Origin of the sequence: Pseudomonas sp. So3.2b, from assembly GCF_019464415.1 — a bacterium.
Taxonomy (GTDB): Bacteria; Pseudomonadota; Gammaproteobacteria; order Pseudomonadales; family Pseudomonadaceae; genus Aquipseudomonas; species Aquipseudomonas shahriarae.
In genome coordinates, this window is sequence record NZ_CP080494.1 from 5,690,707 (window position 1) to 5,710,867 (window position 20,161).

The window sequence follows — 20,161 nt, forward strand, 5'->3', positions numbered from 1 at the left end:
TTTCCTGTCGATTCGCTGGGGCGATTACTTGCGGATCGGCTTACGCGGACCTTTACGGGTACGCGCGTTAGTCTTGGTACGCTGACCGCGCACTGGAAGACCACGACGATGACGCAGACCGCGATAGCAACCGAGGTCCATCAAACGCTTGATTTTCATGTTGATTTCGCGACGCAGGTCACCTTCAGTGGTGAACTTCGCCACTTCGCCACGCAGCAATTCAATCTGCTCGTCGCTCAGATCCTTGATCTTAGCGGCTGGGTTTACCCCAGCAACTGCGCAAATTTTCTGCGCAGTAGTGCGACCAACACCATAGATGTAGGTCAGCGAGATAACAGTGTGCTTGTTATCTGGAATGTTAACGCCTGCAATACGGGCCATTCAGTGGGACTCCAATTGACAGCTACCTACGCCCCGGAAGCCAAGAAATAGGGCGCGAGATAATATCGCTGTAATAACAAATAATCAACCCGGCAGCGCACTAGCTGCCGGGCTTCAAGCGGATCACACTCAGCCTTGGCGCTGTTTGTGACGCGGTTCCGCGCTGCAAATTACTCGAACAACACCTTCGCGGCGAATAATCTTGCAGTTACGGCACAGCTTTTTCACCGATGCACGAACTTTCATCACCAACTCCTCGAACCTTATGGGGTACTCAGCGCAACATGCCGCTGCCGTAGCCCTTCAGGTTGGCTTTCTTCATCAGGGATTCGTACTGGTGCGAAACGAGGTGCGATTGTACTTGGGACATGAAGTCCATCACAACCACGACCACGATCAGCAACGAGGTCCCGCCAAGGTAGAACGGAACGTTTGCTGCAACCACCAGGAACTGGGGCAACAAGCACACGGCCGTCATATATAGAGCACCGAACAGGGTCAAACGGGTCAGAACGCCATCAATGTAGCGCGCCGACTGCTCGCCTGGACGAATACCCGGAATAAAGGCACCGGACTTCTTCAGGTTTTCCGCTACGTCTTTCGGATTGAACATCAACGCCGTATAGAAGAAGCAGAAGAAAATAATCCCTGCACTAAACAGCAGAATATTCAACGGCTGACCAGGAGCGATCGACTGCGAGATGTCCTGCAACCAGCCCATACCTTCAGACTGACCAAACCAGGCACCCAGCGAAGCCGGGAACAGCAAAATGCTGCTCGCGAAGATAGCAGGAATAACACCGGCCATATTCACTTTCAGCGGCAAGTGGCTGGTCTGCGCAGCGAAGACCTTTCGGCCCTGCTGACGCTTGGCGTAGTGAACAGCAATACGACGCTGGCCACGCTCAATGAACACCACAAAACCGATAATCGCTACTGCCAGCAAACCGATGGCAACCAAGGCGAAGATATTGATATCACCCTGACGTGCAGACTCGAAAGACTGCCCGATTGCCCTCGGAAGACCGGCGACGATACCTGCGAAAATCAACATCGAGATACCGTTGCCAACACCACGCTCAGTAATCTGCTCACCCAGCCACATCATGAACATCGCACCAGCCACAAATGTGGTTACCGCGACGAAATGGAAGCCAAAGTCACCAGTGAACGCTACGCCCTGCCCTGCCAGACCAATGGACATGCCAATAGCCTGGACAAGAGCAAGAGCGACAGTGAGGTAGCGGGTGTACTGGCTTATCTTGCGACGACCAGCTTCACCTTCCTTCTTCAACTGCTCCAGCTGCGGGCTGACGGCGCTCATCAACTGCATGATGATCGATGCCGAAATGTACGGCATGATCCCCAGTGCAAAGATGCTCATCCGCTCCAGCGCGCCGCCGGAAAACATGTTGAACAAGCTAAGAATGGTCCCCTCATTCTGTCGAAACAGGTCTGCGAGTCGGTCCGGGTTGATACCTGGAACCGGGATGTGTGCGCCTATTCGGTAGACGATAATCGCCAGGAACAGAAAACGCAGACGAGCCCAAAGTTCAGACATACCGCCTTTGCCGAGCGCTGAGAGAGCACCTTGCTTAGCCATTTATTCCTCGAACTTGCCGCCAGCTGCTTCGATAGCCGAACGCGCACCTTTGGTGGCGCCGATTCCCTTGCCGATAGTGACAGCGCGAGTCACTTCACCGGACAGCATGATTTTCACACGCTGTACGTTGACGTTGATCACGTTGGCATCTTTCAGGGTCTGCACGGTAACGATGTCGCCTTCCACTTTAGCCAGCTCGGACAGACGCACTTCTGCGCGGTCCATGGCCTTCAGGGAAACGAAACCGAACTTCGGCAGGCGACGATGCAGCGGCTGTTGACCGCCTTCAAAGCCTGGAGCGATGGTGCCACCGGAGCGGGAGGTTTGACCTTTGTGGCCACGGCCACCAGTCTTACCCAAACCGCTACCGATACCACGGCCCGGACGATGCTTTTCGCGACGGGAACCCGGCGCTGGACTCAGATCATTGAGTTTCATCGATTAACCCTCGACACGCAGCATGTAGTAAGCCTTGTTGATCATCCCGCGATTCTCGGGAGTATCCTGGACTTCTACAGTGTGACCGATGCGACGCAGACCCAAACCCTTAACGCACAATTTGTGGTTAGGGATGCGGCCGGTCATGCTTTTGATCAGCGTTACTTTAACGGTAGCCATGATCAGAAGATCTCCTTGACGCTTTTGCCACGCTTGGCGGCAATGGATTCAGGAGATTGCATAGCTTTCAAACCTTTGAAAGTGGCGTGAACCACGTTTACCGGGTTAGTCGAGCCGTAGCACTTGGCCAGAACGTTCTGAACACCAGCAACCTCGAGGACAGCACGCATAGCGCCGCCAGCGATGATACCGGTACCTTCAGAAGCAGGCTGCATGTACACCTTCGAAGCGCCGTGAGCGGACTTCATTGCGTACTGCAGAGTGGTGCCGTTCAGGTCAACTTGGATCATGTTGCGACGAGCAGCTTCCATTGCCTTCTGGATCGCAGCAGGCACTTCACGCGACTTGCCACGGCCGAAGCCAACACGGCCCTTACCATCACCAACCACGGTCAACGCGGTGAAGGTGAAGATACGGCCGCCTTTAACGGTTTTGGCTACGCGGTTAACTTGAACCAGCTTCTCAATGTAGCCTTCGTCGCGCTTTTGGTCGTTATTTGACATAACTTAGAACTCCAGCCCAGCTTCACGAGCAGCATCAGCCAGCGCTTTAACGCGGCCGTGGTACTTGAAGCCAGAGCGGTCGAAAGCCACTTGCGAGACGCCAGCGGCCTTAGCACGCGTAGCGACCAGCTGGCCAACCTTAGTGGCCGCGTCGATGTTGCCAGTGGCACCATCACGCAGTTCTTTATCCAAAGTCGAGGCGCTTGCCAGGACTTTGTTGCCGTCGGCCGAGATGACCTGGGCGTAGATGTGCTGCGACGAGCGGAACACGCAGAGACGCACGACTTCGAGTTCGTGCATTTTCAGGCGTGCTTTGCGAGCGCGACGCAGTCGAGTAACTTTTTTGTCGGTCATTTGCTATGCCCTACTTCTTCTTGGCTTCTTTACGACGGACGACTTCGTCCGCGTAGCGCACACCTTTGCCTTTGTACGGCTCTGGTGGACGGAAGTCGCGGATCTCGGCAGCCACTTGACCTACCAGCTGCTTGTCGATGCCCTTGATCAGGATATCGGTCTGGCTAGGAGTTTCAGCGGTGATGCCTTCCGGCAGTTCGTAATCCACTGGGTGCGAGAAGCCAAGGGCCAGGTTCAAAACCGTGCCTTTTGCTTGCGCTTTGTAACCAACACCGACCAGCTGGAGCTTACGCTCGAAGCCTTGGCTTACGCCTTGGACCATGTTGTTTACCAACGCACGCGTGGTACCGGCCATTGCGCGAGTTTGTTGATCGCCATTGCGAGCAGCGAAACGCAGCTCACCAGCTTCTTCAACGATCTCAACGGACGAATGGATGTTCAGTTCAAGAGTACCCTTGGCACCCTTCACCGAAAGCTGTTGGCCTGCGAATTTTACTTCGACACCGGCTGGCAGCTTAACGGGGTTCTTAGCGACGCGAGACATGCTTATCCCCCCTTAGAACACAGTGCAAAGAACTTCGCCGCCGACACCGGCAGCGCGCGCAGCACGATCCGTCATCACACCTTTGTTGGTGGAGACGATAGACACGCCAAGACCGCCACGAACTTTCGGCAGATCTTCAACGGACTTGTACTGACGCAGGCCTGGACGGCTAACGCGCTTCACTTCCTCGATGACCGGACGGCCTTCGAAGTACTTCAGCTCGATGGACAGCAGTGGCTTGATTTCGCTGCTGATCTGATAACCCGCAATGTAGCCTTCGTCTTTCAGGACTTTGGCAACAGCTACCTTCAACGTGGAAGATGGCATGCTTACGACGGACTTTTCAGCCATCTGGGCATTACGGATACGAGTTAGCATGTCCGCTAACGGGTCCTGCATACTCATGGGCTAGACGCTCCTAATACAAAAAAATTAGCCTTGCGGCTACATATGTCACCGAGAATCTCCGGGCATAAAACACACGGGCTCAGGCGAGCCGCGTATTTTAGACACACTCCGGAAATGAAACAAGCCCCAAAAGGGGCTTGTTCCAGATTCTAGGCCACCGGCGGTCAGTATCTTGCGATCCTGGCCACCGAGACTTCGAAAGTACTTACCAGCTGGCTTTAACCAGACCAGGTACGTCACCACGCATTGCCGCTTCACGCAGTTTGTTACGGCCGAGGCCGAACTTGCGGTAAACGCCGTGCGGACGACCGGTCAGGCGGCAGCGGTTACGCATGCGCGAAGCGCTTGCGTCACGTGGCTGCTTCTGCAGAGCTACTGTAGCTTCCCAACGCGCTTCTGGACTTGCGTTCAGATCAACGATGATAGCTTTCAGTGCTGCACGCTTCTTGGCGTACTTGGCAACCGTGAGCTGACGCTTCAGCTCGCGGTTTTTCATGCTCATCTTGGCCATGGTCCTACTCCAATCAGTTGCGGAACGGGAATTTGAACGCACGCAGCAGAGCGCGGCCTTCATCATCGTTCTTGGCAGTGGTGGTCAGGGTGATGTCCAGACCGCGGAGAGCATCGATCTTGTCGTAGTCGATTTCCGGGAAGATGATCTGCTCTTTCACGCCCATGCTGTAGTTACCACGACCATCGAAGGACTTGGCATTCAGGCCGCGGAAGTCGCGAACCCGAGGCAGGGAGATCGACAGCAGACGATCCAGGAACTCGTACATACGCTCACGGCGCAGAGTCACTTTGACACCGATCGGCCAACCTTCACGGACTTTAAAGCCAGCGATGGATTTCCGAGCGTAAGTCACAACGACTTTTTGACCGGTGATCTTTTCCAGGTCAGCAACAGCGTGCTCGATGACTTTTTTGTCACCGATCGCTTCGCCCAGACCCATGTTCAGGGTGATTTTGGTAACGCGCGGAACTTCCATCACGTTCGAAAGCTTAAGTTCTTCCTTAAGCTTCGGAGCGATTTCCTTCCGGTAAATCTCTTTTAGTCGTGCCATGGTCTTATCTACCTAGCAGTGTTCAAGCATCAACCGCTTTTTGGGTCGACTTGAAGACACGAATTTTCTTACCGTCTTCTACTTTGAAACCAACGCGGTCAGCCTTGTTGGTTTCGCCGTTGAAGATGGCGACGTTAGAAGCGTGCAATGGCGCTTCTTTCTCGACGATACCGCCCTGTACGCCCGACGCGGGGTTAGGCTTGGTATGACGCTTGACCAGGTTCAGACCACCAATGACCAGACGGTCATCAGCAAGAACCTTCAGCACCTTACCGCGCTTACCTTTGTCTTTGCCGGCGATCACGATGATCTCGTCGTCACGACGAATCTTTTGCATGTCGGATCTCCTTACAGCACTTCTGGGGCGAGCGAGACGATCTTCATGAACTTCTCAGTACGAAGTTCACGGGTCACTGGCCCAAAGATACGGGTGCCGATCGGCTCTTGCTTGTTGTTCAGAAGAACAGCAGCGTTGCCATCAAAGCGGATAATGGAGCCATCAGCACGACGTACGCCGTGACGAGTGCGGACTACAACAGCAGTCATCACTTGGCCTTTTTTCACTTTACCGCGAGGAATTGCTTCCTTCACGGTAACTTTGATGATGTCACCGATACCAGCGTAACGACGATGGGAGCCACCCAGCACCTTGATGCACATAACACGGCGAGCGCCGCTGTTATCGGCCACATCGAGCATGGATTGAGTCTGAATCATATAATTTCTCCGACCCCTAGTCCTTAGACTTCCACAGCGCGTTCGAGAACATCAACCAGTGCCCAAGACTTGGTCTTGGCCAGCGGACGAGTTTCACGAATAGTGACTTTGTCGCCGATGTGGCACTGATTGGTTTCGTCGTGCGCGTGCAGCTTAGTCGAACGCTTAACATATTTACCGTAGATCGGGTGCTTAACGCGACGCTCGATCAAAACGGTGATGGTTTTGTCCATCTTGTCGCTGACAACACGGCCAGTCAGCGTACGGACAGTCTTTTCGGCTTCAGCCATGATCACTTACCTGCCTGCTGGTTGAGCACAGTCTTCACGCGAGCGATGTCACGCTTAACTTGCGAGAGCAGATGAGACTGCCCCAACTGGCCAGTTGCTTTCTGCATACGCAGATTGAACTGGTCGCGCAGCAGGCCGAGCAGTTGCTCGTTCAGCTGCTGTGCGGATTTTTCACGAAGTTCATTCGCTTTCATCACATCACCGTCCGTTTAACAAAGGCGGTGGCGAGCGGCAGCTTTGCAGCAGCCAGGGCAAAAGCCTCACGCGCCAGCTCTTCAGTTACACCCTCGATTTCATACAGGACTTTGCCTGGCTGAATCTGGGCTACCCAGTATTCCACGTTACCCTTACCTTTACCCATCCGAACCTCGAGAGGTTTTTTGGAGATCGGCTTGTCCGGGAATACACGGATCCAGATCTTGCCGCCACGTTTAACGTGACGGGTCAGAGCACGACGCGCTGACTCGATCTGACGAGCGGTGAGACGACCACGAGCTACAGACTTCAGCGCGAACTCGCCGAAGCTGACTTTGCTACCGCGCTGAGCCAGACCACGGTTGTGGCCTGTCATCTGCTTGCGGAACTTCGTACGCTTAGGTTGCAACATTTGGCGTACCCCTTACTTAGCAGCTTTTTTACGAGGCGCTGGTGCTTGTGGTTTCAGTTCTTCTTGGCGACCACCAATTACTTCGCCCTTGAAGATCCAAACCTTTACACCGATCACACCGTAAGTGGTGTGAGCTTCGTAGTTGGCATAGTCGATGTCGGCACGCAGGGTGTGCAATGGCACACGACCTTCGCGATACCATTCAGTACGTGCGATTTCAGCACCGCCGAGACGACCGCTCACTTGGATTTTGATGCCTTTGGCACCAATGCGCATGGCGTTCTGTACAGCGCGCTTCATAGCACGACGGAACATTACGCGGCGCTCCAGCTGCTGAGCTACGCTCTGCGCAACCAGCATACCGTCGAGCTCCGGCTTGCGGATCTCTTCGATATTGATGTGCACAGGCACACCCATTTGCTTGGTCAGGTCCTGACGCAGTTTCTCAACATCTTCACCTTTCTTCCCGATAACGATACCTGGACGAGCGGTGTGGATGGTGATACGTGCAGTTTGCGCCGGACGATGGATATCGATACGGCTTACGGACGCGCTTTTTAGTTTGTCTTGGAGATACTCACGCACCTTCAGATCAGCGAACAAATAGTCCGCATAAGTCCGACCGTCTGCGTACCAGACGGAGGTGTGCTCCTTGACGATTCCCAGGCGAATGCCAATGGGATGTACTTTCTGACCCATCTCTTCGACTCCGTTACTTGTCAGCAACCTTGACAGTGATATGGCAAGACCGCTTGACGATGCGATCAGCACGGCCTTTGGCACGCGGCATGATACGCTTCAGCGAACGCCCTTCGTTGACGAAAACGGTGCTGACCTTCAGGTCATCAACGTCTGCGCCTTCGTTATGCTCGGCGTTGGCTACGGCCGACTCCAGCACTTTCTTCATGATCTCGGCGGCTTTCTTACTGCTGAAAGCCAACAGGTTGAGCGCTTCGCCCACCTTCTTCCCGCGGATCTGGTCGGCGACCAAGCGGGCTTTCTGGGCGGAGATTCGAGCGCCCGACAACTTAGCGGCTACTTCCATTTCCTAACCCCTTAACGCTTGGCTTTCTTGTCTGCCACGTGCCCACGATAAGTGCGGGTACCGGCAAACTCGCCCAGTTTGTGGCCGACCATGTCTTCGTTAACGAGAACTGGGACGTGCTGACGACCGTTGTGTACTGCGATGGTCAAACCGACCATTTGTGGCAGGATCATAGAACGGCGCGACCAGGTCTTAACTGGTTTGCGATCGTTCTTTTCCGCCGCCACTTCGATCTTCTTCAGTAGGTGAAGATCAATAAAAGGACCTTTTTTCAGAGAACGTGGCACTGTCGTATCCCTCTATTTACTTGCGACGACGGACGATCATTTTGTCGGTACGCTTATTACCACGAGTCTTCGCGCCCTTAGTCGGGAAGCCCCATGGCGATACCGGATGACGACCACCAGAGGTACGACCTTCACCACCACCGTGTGGGTGGTCAACCGGGTTCATGGCAACACCACGAACGGTTGGGCGAACGCCACGCCAGCGTTTGGCACCAGCTTTACCCAGCGAACGCAGGCTGTGCTCGGAGTTCGAGACTTCGCCCAGGGTCGCACGGCATTCAGCCAGTACTTTACGCATCTCACCAGAACGCAGACGCAGGGTCACGTAGACACCTTCACGAGCGATCAGCTGAGCCGAAGCACCAGCGGAACGAGCGATCTGTGCGCCTTTACCTGGCTTCAATTCGATGCCGTGTACGGTGCTACCAACTGGAATGTTACGCAGTTGCAGAGCGTTGCCCGGCTTGATCGGTGCCAGGGCACCTGCGATCAGCTGGTCGCCAGCACTCACGCCTTTAGGCGCGATGATGTAGCGACGCTCGCCATCTGCGTACAGCAGCAGAGCGATGTGAGCAGTACGGTTTGGATCGTATTCGATACGCTCGACAGTGGCAGAGATGCCATCTTTGTCGTTGCGACGGAAATCGACCAGACGATAATGCTGCTTATGGCCACCACCGATGTGACGAGTGGTAATGCGACCATTGTTGTTACGACCACCAGTCTTCGATTTCTTCTCGAGCAGCGGTGCGTGAGGAGCGCCTTTATGCAGCTCCTGGTTGACCACCTTGACCACAAAACGGCGGCCAGGGGAAGTCGGTTTGCATTTAACGATTGCCATGATGCACCCCTTCCTTACTCAGCACTGCTGCTGAAATCGAGATCTTGGCCTGGCTGAAGGGAGATAACTGCCTTCTTCCAGTCATTACGCTTGCCCAGACCGCGAGCAGTGCGCTTGCTCTTACCCAGAACATTCAGGGTAGTAACACGCTCTACTTTCACGCTGAACAGGCTTTCGACGGCCTTCTTGATTTCCAGCTTGGTTGCGTCAGTTGCAACCTTGAAAACGAACTGGCCTTTCTTGTCAGCCAGAACCGTAGCCTTTTCGGAAACGTGCGGGCCAAGCAGAACTTTAAATACGCGTTCCTGGTTCATCCCAGCAGCTCCTCGAATTTCTTCACGGCCGACACGGTGATCAACACCTTGTCGTATGCGATCAGACTAACTGGATCGGAACCTTGCACGTCACGTACATCAACGTGTGGCAGGTTGCGAGCAGCCAGGTACAGGTTCTGATCAACAGCTTCAGACACGATCAGGACATCAGTCAGACCCATGCCGTTCAGCTTGTTCAGCAGATCTTTGGTTTTCGGCGCTTCAACAGCGAAGTCCTGAACCACGACCAGACGATCAGTACGCACGAGTTCAGCAAGGATGGAGCGCAGTGCTGCGCGATACATCTTCTTGTTGAGCTTCTGAGAGTGATCCTGTGGACGAGCTGCGAAAGTGGTACCGCCGCCACGCCAGATTGGGCTACGGATAGTACCGGCACGAGCACGGCCAGTACCTTTCTGACGCCAAGGGCGCTTACCGCCACCACGAACGTCGGAACGGGTCTTTTGCTGCTTGCTACCTTGACGGCCGCCGGCCATGTAGGCCACGACTGCTTGGTGAACGAGCGTCTCGTTGAATTCGCCGCCAAATGTCAGTTCGGAAACTTCGATCGCTTGAGCGTCATTTACATTTAATTGCATGTCAGCTTCCCCTTAACCGCGAGCCTTGGCCGCTGGACGTACAACCAGGTTGCCGCCAGTAGCGCCAGGAACAGCACCCTTGACCAACAACAGATTGCGTTCAGCGTCGACGCGCACTACTTCGAGGGACTGCACGGTCACGCGCTCAGCGCCCATATGACCGGACATTTTTTTGCCCTTGAATACACGACCAGGAGTCTGGCACTGGCCAATAGAGCCCGGGACGCGGTGGGAAACGGAGTTACCGTGAGTGTTGTCTTGGCCACGGAAATTCCAACGCTTGATCGTACCCTGGAAGCCTTTACCCTTGGACTGACCGGTTACATCAACCAGTTGACCAGCGGCGAAGATTTCAGCGTTGATCAGATCGCCAGCCTGGTAGTCACCATCTTCAAGACGGAACTCCATAACAGTACGACCAGCTGCAACGTTTGCTTTAGCGAAGTGACCTGCTTGAGCAGCAGTCACGCGCGAAGCACGACGCTCGCCGACAGTGACTTGCACTGCACGATAGCCATCGGTTTCTTCAGTTTTGAACTGGGTGACGCGATTCGGCTCGATCTCAATGACCGTGACCGGAATGGAGACACCTTCTTCGGTGAAAATACGGGTCATACCGCATTTACGACCGACTACACCAATAGTCATGTTGTAAACCTCATGAGTGTACGGGGCTTTCACCCGCTATGGCCGCCCATTTCAGAGCGTTACACGACTAAGACCCGAGTCTTAGCCGAGGCTGATCTGTACTTCCACACCGGCCGCCAGATCAAGCTTCATAAGTGCATCAACGGTTTTATCCGTTGGCTGGACGATGTCCAGAACGCGCTTATGAGTACGGATCTCGTACTGGTCACGCGCGTCTTTGTTGACGTGCGGGGAGACCAGAACGGTGAACCGCTCTTTGCGGGTAGGCAGTGGAATAGGACCACGCACTTGTGCCCCAGTACGTTTCGCGGTTTCCACGATTTCCTGGGTGGATTGGTCGATCAGGCGATGGTCAAAAGCCTTCAACCTGATACGGATTTGCTGATTTTGCATTGGATTTCAGACTCCGGCTGCTATTCCCACCGAGCGCACTGCGCCCGTTAAAAGGAGGCGCAATTCTATAGACGCCCCAGATAGGTGTCAACCCAATAAAAAAGCCCCCGCTGAGCGGGGGCTTTTCAAAGCATCGAAGCTATCTCAGAAGAGATGCTTACTCGATGATTTTAGCTACAACGCCAGCACCAACGGTACGGCCGCCTTCACGGATTGCGAAGCGCAGACCGTCTTCCATTGCGATGGTTTTGATCAGGGTGACAACCATTTTGATGTTGTCGCCTGGCATTACCATTTCAACGCCTTCCGGCAGTTCGCAGTTACCAGTCACGTCAGTAGTACGGAAGTAGAACTGTGGACGGTAGCCTTTGAAGAACGGAGTGTGACGACCGCCTTCTTCTTTGCTCAGCACGTACACTTCAGCTTCGAACTTGGTGTGCGGCTTAACCGAACCTGGCTTAACCAGAACCTGGCCACGCTCAACGTCGTCACGCTTGGTACCACGCAGCAGAACGCCGCAGTTCTCGCCAGCACGACCTTCGTCAAGCAGCTTACGGAACATTTCAACACCGGTGCAGGTGGTGACGGTAGTGTCACGCAGACCAACGATTTCCAGTGGATCCTGAACCTTGACGATACCGCGCTCGATACGACCAGTTACAACAGTACCGCGACCGGAGATCGAGAATACGTCTTCGATTGGCATCAGGAACGGCTTGTCGATAACACGAACTGGATCTGGGATGTAGCTGTCCAGAGTCTCAACCAGTTTACGAACGGACGTGGTGCCCATTTCGTTATCGTCTTTGCCTTCCAGAGCCATACGAGCAGAACCGATGATGATCGGAGTGTCGTCGCCTGGGAAGTCGTAAGTGCTCAGCAGATCGCGCACTTCCATCTCAACCAGTTCCAGCAGCTCAGCGTCGTCTACCAGGTCGGCCTTGTTCAGGTAAACCACGATGTACGGAACGCCTACCTGACGGGACAGCAGGATGTGCTCACGGGTTTGTGGCATCGGACCATCAGCGGCCGAGCAAACCAGGATTGCGCCGTCCATCTGGGCAGCACCGGTGATCATGTTCTTCACATAGTCAGCGTGACCTGGGCAGTCAACGTGAGCGTAGTGACGGATCAGCGAGTTGTATTCAACGTGCGCGGTGTTGATGGTGATACCACGAGCTTTTTCTTCTGGCGCGCTGTCGATTTTATCGAAATCAACGATTGCGGAACCGAATACTTCGGAGCAAACGCGAGTCAGAGCAGCAGTCAGAGTGGTTTTACCATGGTCAACGTGACCGATAGTGCCAACGTTGACGTGCGGTAGGGAACGATCAAATTTTTCTTTAGCCACGACAATTAACTCCTTGCCTAAAGGACTGAATCAGCCTTGTTTTTTGGATACAGTTTCAGCGATGTGCGCCGGAGCTGTGTTGTATTTTTTGAATTCCATAGAGTAGCTTGCGCGACCCTGGGACATGGAGCGAACGTCGGTCGCGTAACCGAACATCTCACCCAACGGAACCTCGGCGCGAATCACTTTGCCGGAAACCGTGTCTTCCATACCCAAGATCATGCCGCGACGACGGTTAAGGTCGCCCATGACATCACCCATATAGTCTTCAGGTGTAACAACTTCTACCGCCATGATTGGCTCAAGCAACTCACCACCGCCCTTCTGGGCCAGTTGCTTGGTTGCCATGGAAGCAGCCACCTTAAACGCCATCTCGTTGGAGTCGACGTCGTGGTAAGAACCGTCAAAAACGGTTGCTTTCAGGCCGATCAGCGGATAGCCGGCAACAACACCGTTCTTCATCTGCTCTTCGATACCCTTCTGGATAGCAGGGATGTATTCCTTAGGAACAACACCACCTACTACTTCGTTCACGAATTGCAGACCTTCCTGACCTTCGTCAGCAGGAGCAAAACGGATCCAGCAGTGACCGAACTGACCACGACCGCCGGACTGACGAACGAACTTGCCTTCGATTTCACAGTTCTTCGTGATGCGCTCACGATAGGAAACCTGAGGCTTACCGATGTTGGCTTCGACGTTGAACTCACGGCGCATCCGGTCAACCAGGATGTCCAGGTGCAACTCGCCCATGCCGGAGATGATCGTTTGACCAGTCTCTTCATCAGTCTTGACGCGGAAAGATGGATCTTCCTGAGCAAGCTTGCCCAGTGCAATACCCATTTTTTCCTGGTCATCCTTGGTCTTAGGCTCTACGGCAACCGAGATAACCGGCTCCGGGAAGTCCATGCGAACCAGGATGATTGGCTTAGCAGCGTCGCACAAGGTCTCACCAGTGGTGACATCCTTCATGCCGATCAAGGCCGCGATGTCACCAGCGCGTACTTCCTTGATCTCTTCGCGGGCGTTTGCGTGCATTTGCACCATACGACCCACACGCTCTTTCTTGCCCTTGACCGAGTTGATCACGCCGTCGCCGGAGGCCAACACGCCCGAGTAAACGCGGACGAAAGTCAGGGTACCCACGAATGGGTCGGTAGCGATCTTGAACGCCAGAGCCGAGAACGGCTCGCTGTCGTCAGCGTGACGCTCCATCTCTTCTTCCTCGTTATCAGGGTTAGTACCCTTGATAGCAGGAATGTCAGTTGGAGCAGGCAGGTAGTCGATAACGGCGTCGAGAACCAGGGGAACACCCTTGTTCTTGAAGGAAGAACCGCAAACAGCCAAGACGATCTCACCAGCGATAGTACGCTGACGCAGAGCAGCCTTGATTTCCACGTTGGTGAGTTCTTCACCTTCGAGGTACTTGTTCATCAGCTCTTCGCTGGCTTCGGCAGCAGCCTCAACCAGGTTATTGCGCCACTCGTCAGCCAGCTCCTGCAATTCTGCAGGGATAGGCTTACGAACAGGAACCATACCTTTGTCGGCGTCATTCCAGTAGACGGCTTCCATGGTGATCAGATCGATCTGGCCCTGGAAGTTGTCTTCAGAACCGATAGCCAATTGGATTGGCACCGGAGTGTGACCCAGACGCTGCTTGATCTGACCGATCACGCGCAGGAAGTTCGCACCAGCACGGTCCATCTTGTTTACGTAAACAAGACGTGGAACACCGTACTTGTTGGCTTGACGCCATACGGTTTCCGACTGAGGCTCAACGCCCGAAGTACCGCAGAACACAACGACCGCGCCGTCGAGTACACGCAGGGAACGCTCAACTTCAATGGTGAAGTCTACGTGGCCCGGGGTATCGATTACGTTGAAGCGGTGCTCGTCCTTGTACTGCTTGGCAGAACCTTTCCAGAAGGCGGTAATAGCAGCAGAAGTAATGGTAATACCACGCTCCTGCTCCTGAACCATCCAGTCTGTGGTCGCGGCGCCATCATGCACCTCGCCCATTTTGTGACTTTTGCCGGTGTAAAACAGTACGCGCTCGGTGGTGGTGGTTTTACCAGCATCCACGTGAGCAACGATACCGATGTTACGGTAGCGGCTAATCGGAGTAGTACGAGCCATAAAGCCCTCGCAAAATTAGTGAAGCTAAGATTAGAAGCGGTAGTGCGAGAAAGCTTTGTTAGCTTCAGCCATACGGTGCACGTCTTCACGCTTCTTAACAGCAGCACCTTTACCTTCAGCAGCGTCCAACAGCTCGCCGGCCAAACGCAGAGCCATAGACTTCTCGCCGCGCTTACGGGCGAAGTCTACCAACCAGCGCATTGCCAGGGCGTTACGACGGGACGGACGAACTTCGACCGGAACCTGGTAAGTAGCACCGCCTACACGGCGCGACTTCACTTCGACCAGCGGAGCGATGGCGTCGAGAGCTTTCTCGAAGATTTCCAGGGGGTCGCTGTTCTTGCGTTCTTTAACCTTTTCCAGCGCGCCATAAACGATACGCTCGGCAACGGCTTTCTTGCCGCTTTCCATCACGTGGTTCATGAACTTGGCCAGAATTTGGCTTCCGTATTTTGGATCGTCAAGCACTTCGCGCTTGGCTGCTACGCGTCTTCTTGGCATGGATAAGCCCTCAAACGGTCTTCAGGTTCGTTCGGAATCGGTGCCCTTGCGGGACGCCTCCGACCTTACTCTTATCGACTCAGAAAATAAGATGATTCAGTTTACAAAAAGCCGCTACTACTTAGGCTTCTTGGTACCGTACTTCGAACGACCCTGGTTACGACCTTTAACGCCGGAAGTATCCAAGGAGCCGCGTACGGTGTGGTAACGAACACCTGGCAAGTCTTTTACACGACCGCCGCGGATCAGTACCACGCTGTGCTCTTGCAGGTTGTGACCTTCACCACCGATGTACGAGGAAACCTCGAAACCGTTGGTCAGGCGCACACGGCATACTTTACGCAGTGCCGAGTTAGGTTTTTTCGGCGTAGTGGTATACACGCGAGTGCATACGCCACGACGTTGCGGGCAGTTCTGCAGCGCAGGTACGTCGGATTTCTCGACGATACGCTTACGCGGCTGACGTACCAGCTGGTTGATAGTTGCCATCTACTAGCTCCACTGTTGTCTTGCGACGCTATTGTCTTGCAAGAAAAGCAAAATGGCAGGAACGAATTCCCGCCAAATTTAGGGGTACAAGAGTCTAAAGAGGATCTTGCCCCCAGTCAAGGCAAGGCCCCGACCTCCCCCTCCATCGAAACCCGACAAAACTGTCTTGTTCCGACGAACGGGGCTGCCAGGGCCCGGACTTATTTATCGCAGAACTCAGTTACCGCTAGAGTTCAGCGCTTCGGTCAGTGCAGCTTCCACTTCACTGGCGCTTACGCGCAGCGGCTTGTCGAGTTCACGGCGACGCTTACGCTCGCTGTGGTAGGCCAAGCCGGTACCGGCCGGGATCAGTCGACCCACAACCACGTTTTCTTTCAGGCCGCGCAGGTAATCGCGCTTGCCGGTTACCGCTGCTTCGGTCAGTACGCGAGTGGTCTCCTGGAAGGAGGCCGCCGAGATGAACGACTCAGTGGACAACGACGCCTTGGTGATACCCAGCAACACGCGAGTGAACTTGGAAACAAATTTCTCTTCGGTTGCCAGACGCTCGTTTTCTACCAGTACGTGAGTCAGTTCCATCTGGTCGCCCTTGATGAAACTCGAATCGCCGGATTCAGCGATTTCAACTTTACGCAGCATCTGACGCAGGATGGTCTCGATGTGCTTATCGTTGATCTTCACGCCTTGCAGACGGTAAACGTCCTGGATCTCGTTAACGATGTACTTGGCCAGCGCACTCACACCCAGCAGACGCAGGATGTCGTGTGGATCGCTCGGACCGTCGGAGATAACTTCGCCGCGGTTTACCTGTTCGCCTTCGAACACGTTCAGGTGACGCCACTTCGGAATCAGCTCTTCATACGGATCGCTACCGTCGTTCGGGGTAATGACCAGACGGCGCTTGCCCTTGGTCTCTTTACCGAACGCGATGGTGCCGCTGACTTCAGCCAGGATCGACGCTTCTTTCGGACGACGAGCTTCGAACAAGTCGGCAACACGCGGCAGACCACCGGTGATGTCACGGGTCTTCGAAGTTTCTTGCGGGATACGCGCGATAACATCACCGATCGCGATCTTCGCACCATCCGCTACACCGACCAGGGCGTTGGCTGGCAGGAAGTACTGAGCGATAACGTCAGTGCCTGGCAGCAGCAGATCCTTGCCGTTGTCATCGACCATCTTCACGGCAGGACGGATGTCTTTACCGGCAGCTGGACGATCTTTGGCGTCGAGTACTTCAATGTTGGTCATACCGGTCAATTCGTCAGTCTGACGCTTGATCGTGATGCCTTCTTCCATGCCCACGTAGGTCACGGTACCTTTCATTTCGGTAACGATTGGGTGAGTGTGCGGATCCCACTTGGCCACGATTGCGCCAGCGTCGACCTTGTCACCTTCTTTAACCGAAATCACAGCACCGTACGGCAGCTTGTAACGCTCACGCTCACGACCGAAGTCATCAGCAATCGCCAGCTCACCGGAACGGGACACAGCAACCAGGTGGCCATCCACTCGCTCAACGTGTTTCAGGTTGTGCAGACGGACAGTACCGCCATTCTTCACCTGAACGCTGTCGGCTGCGGAGGTCCGGCTTGCCGCACCACCGATGTGGAACGTACGCATGGTCAGCTGGGTACCCGGCTCACCGATGGACTGGGCAGCGATAACGCCGACCGCTTCACCGATGTTCACCTGGTGGCCACGAGCCAAGTCACGGCCGTAGCACTTGGCGCAGATACCGTAGCGGGTTTCGCAGCTGATCGGCGAGCGAACAATCACTTCGTCGATGCTGTTGAGTTCGATGAACTCGACCCACTTCTCATCCACCAGGGTGCCGGCAGGAACGATAACTTCCTCGGTACCTGGCTTGAACACGTCACGGGCAATAACACGACCCAATACGCGCTCACCCAGCGGCTCTACAACGTCACCGCCTTCAATGTGCGGAGTCATCAGCAGGCCGTGCTCGGTGCCGCAATCGATCTCGGTTACAACCAGATCTTGTGCAACGTCTACCAGACGACGAGTCAGGTAACCGGAGTTAGCGGTTTTCAACGCGGTATCCGCCAGACCTTTACGAGCACCGTGAGTAGAGATGAAGTACTGAAGTACGCTCAAACCTTCACGGAAGTTCGCAGTAATCGGCGTTTCGATGATGGAACCGTCCGGCTTGGCCATCAGGCCACGCATACCGGCGAGCTGACGGATCTGCGCAGCAGAACCCCGTGCGCCCGAGTCGGCCATCATGTACATCGAGTTGAAAGACTCTTGATCGACTTCCACGCCATGACGGTCGATAACCTTCTCTTTCGAGAGGTTGGCCATCATTGCCTTGGACACTTCGTCGTTGGCCTTGGACCAAAGGTCGATCACTTTGTTGTACTTCTCGCCCTGGGTTACCAGGCCGGAGGCGTACTGGCTCTCGATCTCTTTCACTTCGTCAGTAGCAGCACTGATGATGCGGGCTTTTTCATCCGGGATAACGAAGTCGTTAACACCGATGGAAACGCCGGAAATGGTCGAATAAGCAAAACCGGTGTACATCAACTGGTCAGCGAAGATCACGGTCTCTTTCAGACCAACCACGCGGTAGCACTGGTTGATCAGCTTGGAGATCGCCTTTTTCTTCATCGGCAGGTTGACGACGTCGTACGACAGACCTTTTGGCACAACCTGGTACAACAGCGCACGGCCGACAGTGGTGTCGACGATACGGGTGTTGCTCACGCTGCCGCCGTCACGGTCGTTGACGGTTTCGTGAATGCGCACTTTGACCTTGGCGTGCAGTGCGGCTTCGCCGGCACGGAACACACGGTCAACTTCTTGCAGGTCAGCGAACACACGACCTTCGCCCTTGGCGTTGATCGCTTCACGGGTCATGTAGTACAGACCCAATACAACGTCCTGCGACGGAACGATGATTGGCTCACCGTTGGCTGGCGACAGAATGTTGTTGGTCGACATCATCAACGCACGCGCTTCCAACTGGGCTTCCAGTGTCAGCGGTACGTGCACGGCCATTTGGTCGCCGTCGAAGTCGGCGTTGTACGCAGCACAGACCAGAGGGTGCAGCTGGATAGCCTTACCTTCGATCAGTACCGGTTCAAACGCCTGGATACCCAGACGGTGAAGGGTCGGTGCACGGTTGAGGAGGACCGGGTGTTCGCGAATCACTTCAGCGAGAACGTCCCAAACCTCTGGCAGTTCGCGCTCGACCATTTTCTTGGCCGCTTTGATGGTGGTCGCGAGACCGCGCATTTCCAGCTTGCCGAAGATGAAAGGCTTGAACAGCTCAAGCGCCATCTTCTTAGGCAGACCGCACTGGTGCAGACGCAGGGTCGGGCCTACGGTAATTACCGAACGACCGGAGTAGTCAACACGCTTACCGAGCAAGTTCTGACGGAAACGACCTTGCTTACCCTTGATCATGTCAGCCAGGGATTTCAGAGGACGCTTGTTGGAACCGGTAATAGCGCGGCCACGACGACCGTTGTCGAGCAAGGCGTCGACCGCTTCTTGCAACATACGCTTTTCGTTGCGCACGATGATGTCCGGAGCGGACAGATCAAGCAGGCGCTTCAAGCGGTTGTTACGGTTGATCACGCGGCGGTACAGGTCGTTGAGGTCGGACGTCGCGAAACGACCACCGTCCAACGGTACCAGCGGACGCAGGTCTGGCGGCAGAACCGGCAGAACAGTCAGCACCATCCACTCTGGCAGGTTGCCGGAACCCTGGAAGGCTTCCATCAACTTCAGACGCTTGGACAGCTTCTTGATCTTGGTTTCGGAGTTGGTTTGCGGAATTTCTTCACGCAGGCGGCCAATCTCGTGCTCCAGGTCGATAGCGTGCAGCAGTTCGCGGACAGCTTCGGCACCCATGCGGGCATCGAAATCGTCGCCGAACTCTTCCAGCGCTTCGAAGTACTGCTCGTCGTTGAGCAGCTGACCTTTTTCAAGGGTGGTCATGCCTGGGTCGATAACGACATAGCTCTCGAAGTAGAGAACGCGTTCGATATCACGCAGGGTCATGTCCATCAGCAAGCCGATACGGGACGGCAGCGATTTCAGGAACCAGATGTGGGCAACCGGCGAAGCCAGCTCGATGTGCGCCATGCGCTCACGACGAACCTTGGCCAGTGCAACTTCAACGCCGCACTTCTCGCAGATCACACCACGGTGCTTCAAGCGCTTGTACTTACCGCACAGGCACTCGTAATCCTTTACCGGGCCAAAGATCTTGGCGCAGAACAGGCCGTCACGCTCAGGTTTGAACGTACGGTAGTTGATGGTTTCCGGCTTTTTAACTTCACCGAACGACCACGAACGGATCATCTCAGGCGATGCCAATCCAATACGGATGGCGTCGAACTCTTCGACTTGACCCTGGTTTTTCAGCAAATTCAGTAGGTCTTTCAAGGCCTTTCCTCCTGGCGGAGCAGAGAGCGGGCATCACTGCCCCGCTCTCGAT

At 54.8% G+C, this 20,161-nt stretch carries 29 protein-coding genes; all 29 read right to left on the reverse strand.

Annotation, left to right across the window (positions count from 1 at the left end):
* Positions 1-24 precede the first annotated feature (24 nt).
* The gene (gene rpsM, locus K1X80_RS25680; RefSeq protein WP_024077676.1) at positions 25-381 is read right to left on the reverse strand and encodes a 30S ribosomal protein S13; all 357 of its coding nucleotides are present in this window, start codon (positions 379-381) and stop codon (positions 25-27) included.
* A 129-nt stretch (positions 382-510) separates the two neighbouring features.
* Complete coding sequence (gene rpmJ / locus K1X80_RS25685) at positions 511-627, reverse strand: 50S ribosomal protein L36 (protein ID WP_002555468.1); 117 nt, start codon at positions 625-627, stop codon at positions 511-513.
* A 28-nt stretch (positions 628-655) separates the two neighbouring features.
* Positions 656-1,984: a preprotein translocase subunit SecY gene (gene secY, locus K1X80_RS25690; RefSeq protein ID WP_038443739.1), complete on the reverse strand. Its 1,329-nt coding sequence runs from the start codon at positions 1,982-1,984 to the stop codon at positions 656-658.
* Positions 1,985-2,422: a 50S ribosomal protein L15 gene (rplO, locus tag K1X80_RS25695; protein ID WP_003176407.1), complete on the reverse strand. Its 438-nt coding sequence runs from the start codon at positions 2,420-2,422 to the stop codon at positions 1,985-1,987. It abuts the gene before it with no gap.
* 3 nt (positions 2,423-2,425) lie between these two features.
* A complete protein-coding gene (gene rpmD, locus K1X80_RS25700) occupies positions 2,426-2,602 on the reverse strand; it encodes a 50S ribosomal protein L30 (RefSeq protein WP_003176408.1) in 177 nt (58 codons plus the stop codon).
* Between the two features lie 2 nt (positions 2,603-2,604).
* Positions 2,605-3,105, reverse strand: coding sequence for a 30S ribosomal protein S5 (gene rpsE / locus K1X80_RS25705; RefSeq protein WP_003186035.1), 501 nt, complete (start codon positions 3,103-3,105; stop codon positions 2,605-2,607).
* 3 nt (positions 3,106-3,108) lie between these two features.
* Complete coding sequence (rplR, locus tag K1X80_RS25710) at positions 3,109-3,459, reverse strand: 50S ribosomal protein L18 (RefSeq protein ID WP_003186037.1); 351 nt, start codon at positions 3,457-3,459, stop codon at positions 3,109-3,111.
* Positions 3,460-3,469: 10 nt separating this feature from the next.
* Complete coding sequence (rplF, locus tag K1X80_RS25715; protein WP_003176412.1) at positions 3,470-4,003, reverse strand: 50S ribosomal protein L6; 534 nt, start codon at positions 4,001-4,003, stop codon at positions 3,470-3,472.
* Positions 4,004-4,015: 12 nt separating this feature from the next.
* Positions 4,016-4,408, reverse strand: coding sequence for a 30S ribosomal protein S8 (gene rpsH, locus K1X80_RS25720; protein WP_017848802.1), 393 nt, complete (start codon positions 4,406-4,408; stop codon positions 4,016-4,018).
* 208 nt (positions 4,409-4,616) lie between these two features.
* Positions 4,617-4,922: a 30S ribosomal protein S14 gene (rpsN, locus tag K1X80_RS25725; RefSeq protein ID WP_003176414.1), complete on the reverse strand. Its 306-nt coding sequence runs from the start codon at positions 4,920-4,922 to the stop codon at positions 4,617-4,619.
* A gap of 13 nt (positions 4,923-4,935) precedes the next feature.
* The gene (gene rplE / locus K1X80_RS25730) at positions 4,936-5,475 is read right to left on the reverse strand and encodes a 50S ribosomal protein L5 (protein WP_003210069.1); all 540 of its coding nucleotides are present in this window, start codon (positions 5,473-5,475) and stop codon (positions 4,936-4,938) included.
* Between the two features lie 22 nt (positions 5,476-5,497).
* On the reverse strand, positions 5,498-5,812 hold the full coding sequence (gene rplX / locus K1X80_RS25735; RefSeq protein ID WP_029299388.1) for a 50S ribosomal protein L24: 315 nt from the start codon (positions 5,810-5,812) through the stop codon (positions 5,498-5,500).
* Positions 5,813-5,823: 11 nt separating this feature from the next.
* Positions 5,824-6,192: a 50S ribosomal protein L14 gene (gene rplN, locus K1X80_RS25740; RefSeq protein WP_002555479.1), complete on the reverse strand. Its 369-nt coding sequence runs from the start codon at positions 6,190-6,192 to the stop codon at positions 5,824-5,826.
* A gap of 23 nt (positions 6,193-6,215) precedes the next feature.
* Complete coding sequence (gene rpsQ, locus K1X80_RS25745) at positions 6,216-6,482, reverse strand: 30S ribosomal protein S17 (RefSeq protein WP_003176419.1); 267 nt, start codon at positions 6,480-6,482, stop codon at positions 6,216-6,218.
* Between the two features lie 2 nt (positions 6,483-6,484).
* Positions 6,485-6,676, reverse strand: coding sequence for a 50S ribosomal protein L29 (gene rpmC / locus K1X80_RS25750; protein WP_002555481.1), 192 nt, complete (start codon positions 6,674-6,676; stop codon positions 6,485-6,487).
* Complete coding sequence (gene rplP / locus K1X80_RS25755; protein WP_003232424.1) at positions 6,676-7,089, reverse strand: 50S ribosomal protein L16; 414 nt, start codon at positions 7,087-7,089, stop codon at positions 6,676-6,678. Before rplP ends, rpmC begins: the two co-directional genes overlap by 1 nt.
* 12 nt (positions 7,090-7,101) lie before the next feature.
* A complete protein-coding gene (rpsC, locus tag K1X80_RS25760) occupies positions 7,102-7,788 on the reverse strand; it encodes a 30S ribosomal protein S3 (protein ID WP_003176422.1) in 687 nt (228 codons plus the stop codon).
* 13 nt (positions 7,789-7,801) lie between these two features.
* Positions 7,802-8,134 (reverse strand): 50S ribosomal protein L22, encoded by a 333-nt coding sequence (gene rplV / locus K1X80_RS25765; protein WP_003103908.1) that lies wholly within the window; start codon positions 8,132-8,134, stop codon positions 7,802-7,804.
* 11 nt (positions 8,135-8,145) lie between these two features.
* Positions 8,146-8,421: a 30S ribosomal protein S19 gene (gene rpsS / locus K1X80_RS25770; protein WP_002555486.1), complete on the reverse strand. Its 276-nt coding sequence runs from the start codon at positions 8,419-8,421 to the stop codon at positions 8,146-8,148.
* A gap of 16 nt (positions 8,422-8,437) precedes the next feature.
* The gene (gene rplB / locus K1X80_RS25775; protein WP_003176423.1) at positions 8,438-9,262 is read right to left on the reverse strand and encodes a 50S ribosomal protein L2; all 825 of its coding nucleotides are present in this window, start codon (positions 9,260-9,262) and stop codon (positions 8,438-8,440) included.
* Between the two features lie 14 nt (positions 9,263-9,276).
* Entirely contained in the window at positions 9,277-9,576 is a 300-nt protein-coding gene (rplW, locus tag K1X80_RS25780; protein ID WP_002555488.1) for a 50S ribosomal protein L23, read from the reverse strand.
* Positions 9,573-10,175 carry a 50S ribosomal protein L4 gene (gene rplD, locus K1X80_RS25785; RefSeq protein WP_057438746.1) on the reverse strand — a complete coding sequence of 201 codons (603 nt, stop codon included), beginning with the start codon at positions 10,173-10,175 and terminating at the stop codon, positions 9,573-9,575. The genes rplW and rplD overlap by 4 nt, the downstream gene beginning before the upstream one ends.
* Positions 10,176-10,187: 12 nt before the next feature.
* Positions 10,188-10,823, reverse strand: a complete 636-nt coding sequence (gene rplC / locus K1X80_RS25790; RefSeq protein ID WP_003194649.1) for a 50S ribosomal protein L3 — start codon at positions 10,821-10,823, stop codon at positions 10,188-10,190.
* Positions 10,824-10,904: 81 nt separating this feature from the next.
* A complete protein-coding gene (gene rpsJ / locus K1X80_RS25795) occupies positions 10,905-11,216 on the reverse strand; it encodes a 30S ribosomal protein S10 (protein ID WP_003186070.1) in 312 nt (103 codons plus the stop codon).
* A gap of 157 nt (positions 11,217-11,373) precedes the next feature.
* Positions 11,374-12,567 carry an elongation factor Tu gene (gene tuf / locus K1X80_RS25800; protein ID WP_003176426.1) on the reverse strand — a complete coding sequence of 398 codons (1,194 nt, stop codon included), beginning with the start codon at positions 12,565-12,567 and terminating at the stop codon, positions 11,374-11,376.
* Positions 12,568-12,597: 30 nt separating this feature from the next.
* A complete protein-coding gene (fusA, locus tag K1X80_RS25805; protein ID WP_029299268.1) occupies positions 12,598-14,703 on the reverse strand; it encodes an elongation factor G in 2,106 nt (701 codons plus the stop codon).
* Between the two features lie 30 nt (positions 14,704-14,733).
* A complete protein-coding gene (gene rpsG, locus K1X80_RS25810; protein ID WP_002555493.1) occupies positions 14,734-15,204 on the reverse strand; it encodes a 30S ribosomal protein S7 in 471 nt (156 codons plus the stop codon).
* Between the two features lie 117 nt (positions 15,205-15,321).
* The gene (rpsL, locus tag K1X80_RS25815; RefSeq protein WP_002555494.1) at positions 15,322-15,693 is read right to left on the reverse strand and encodes a 30S ribosomal protein S12; all 372 of its coding nucleotides are present in this window, start codon (positions 15,691-15,693) and stop codon (positions 15,322-15,324) included.
* A 216-nt stretch (positions 15,694-15,909) separates the two neighbouring features.
* The gene (gene rpoC / locus K1X80_RS25820) at positions 15,910-20,109 is read right to left on the reverse strand and encodes a DNA-directed RNA polymerase subunit beta' (protein ID WP_057960765.1); all 4,200 of its coding nucleotides are present in this window, start codon (positions 20,107-20,109) and stop codon (positions 15,910-15,912) included.
* Positions 20,110-20,161: the final 52 nt, after the last annotated feature.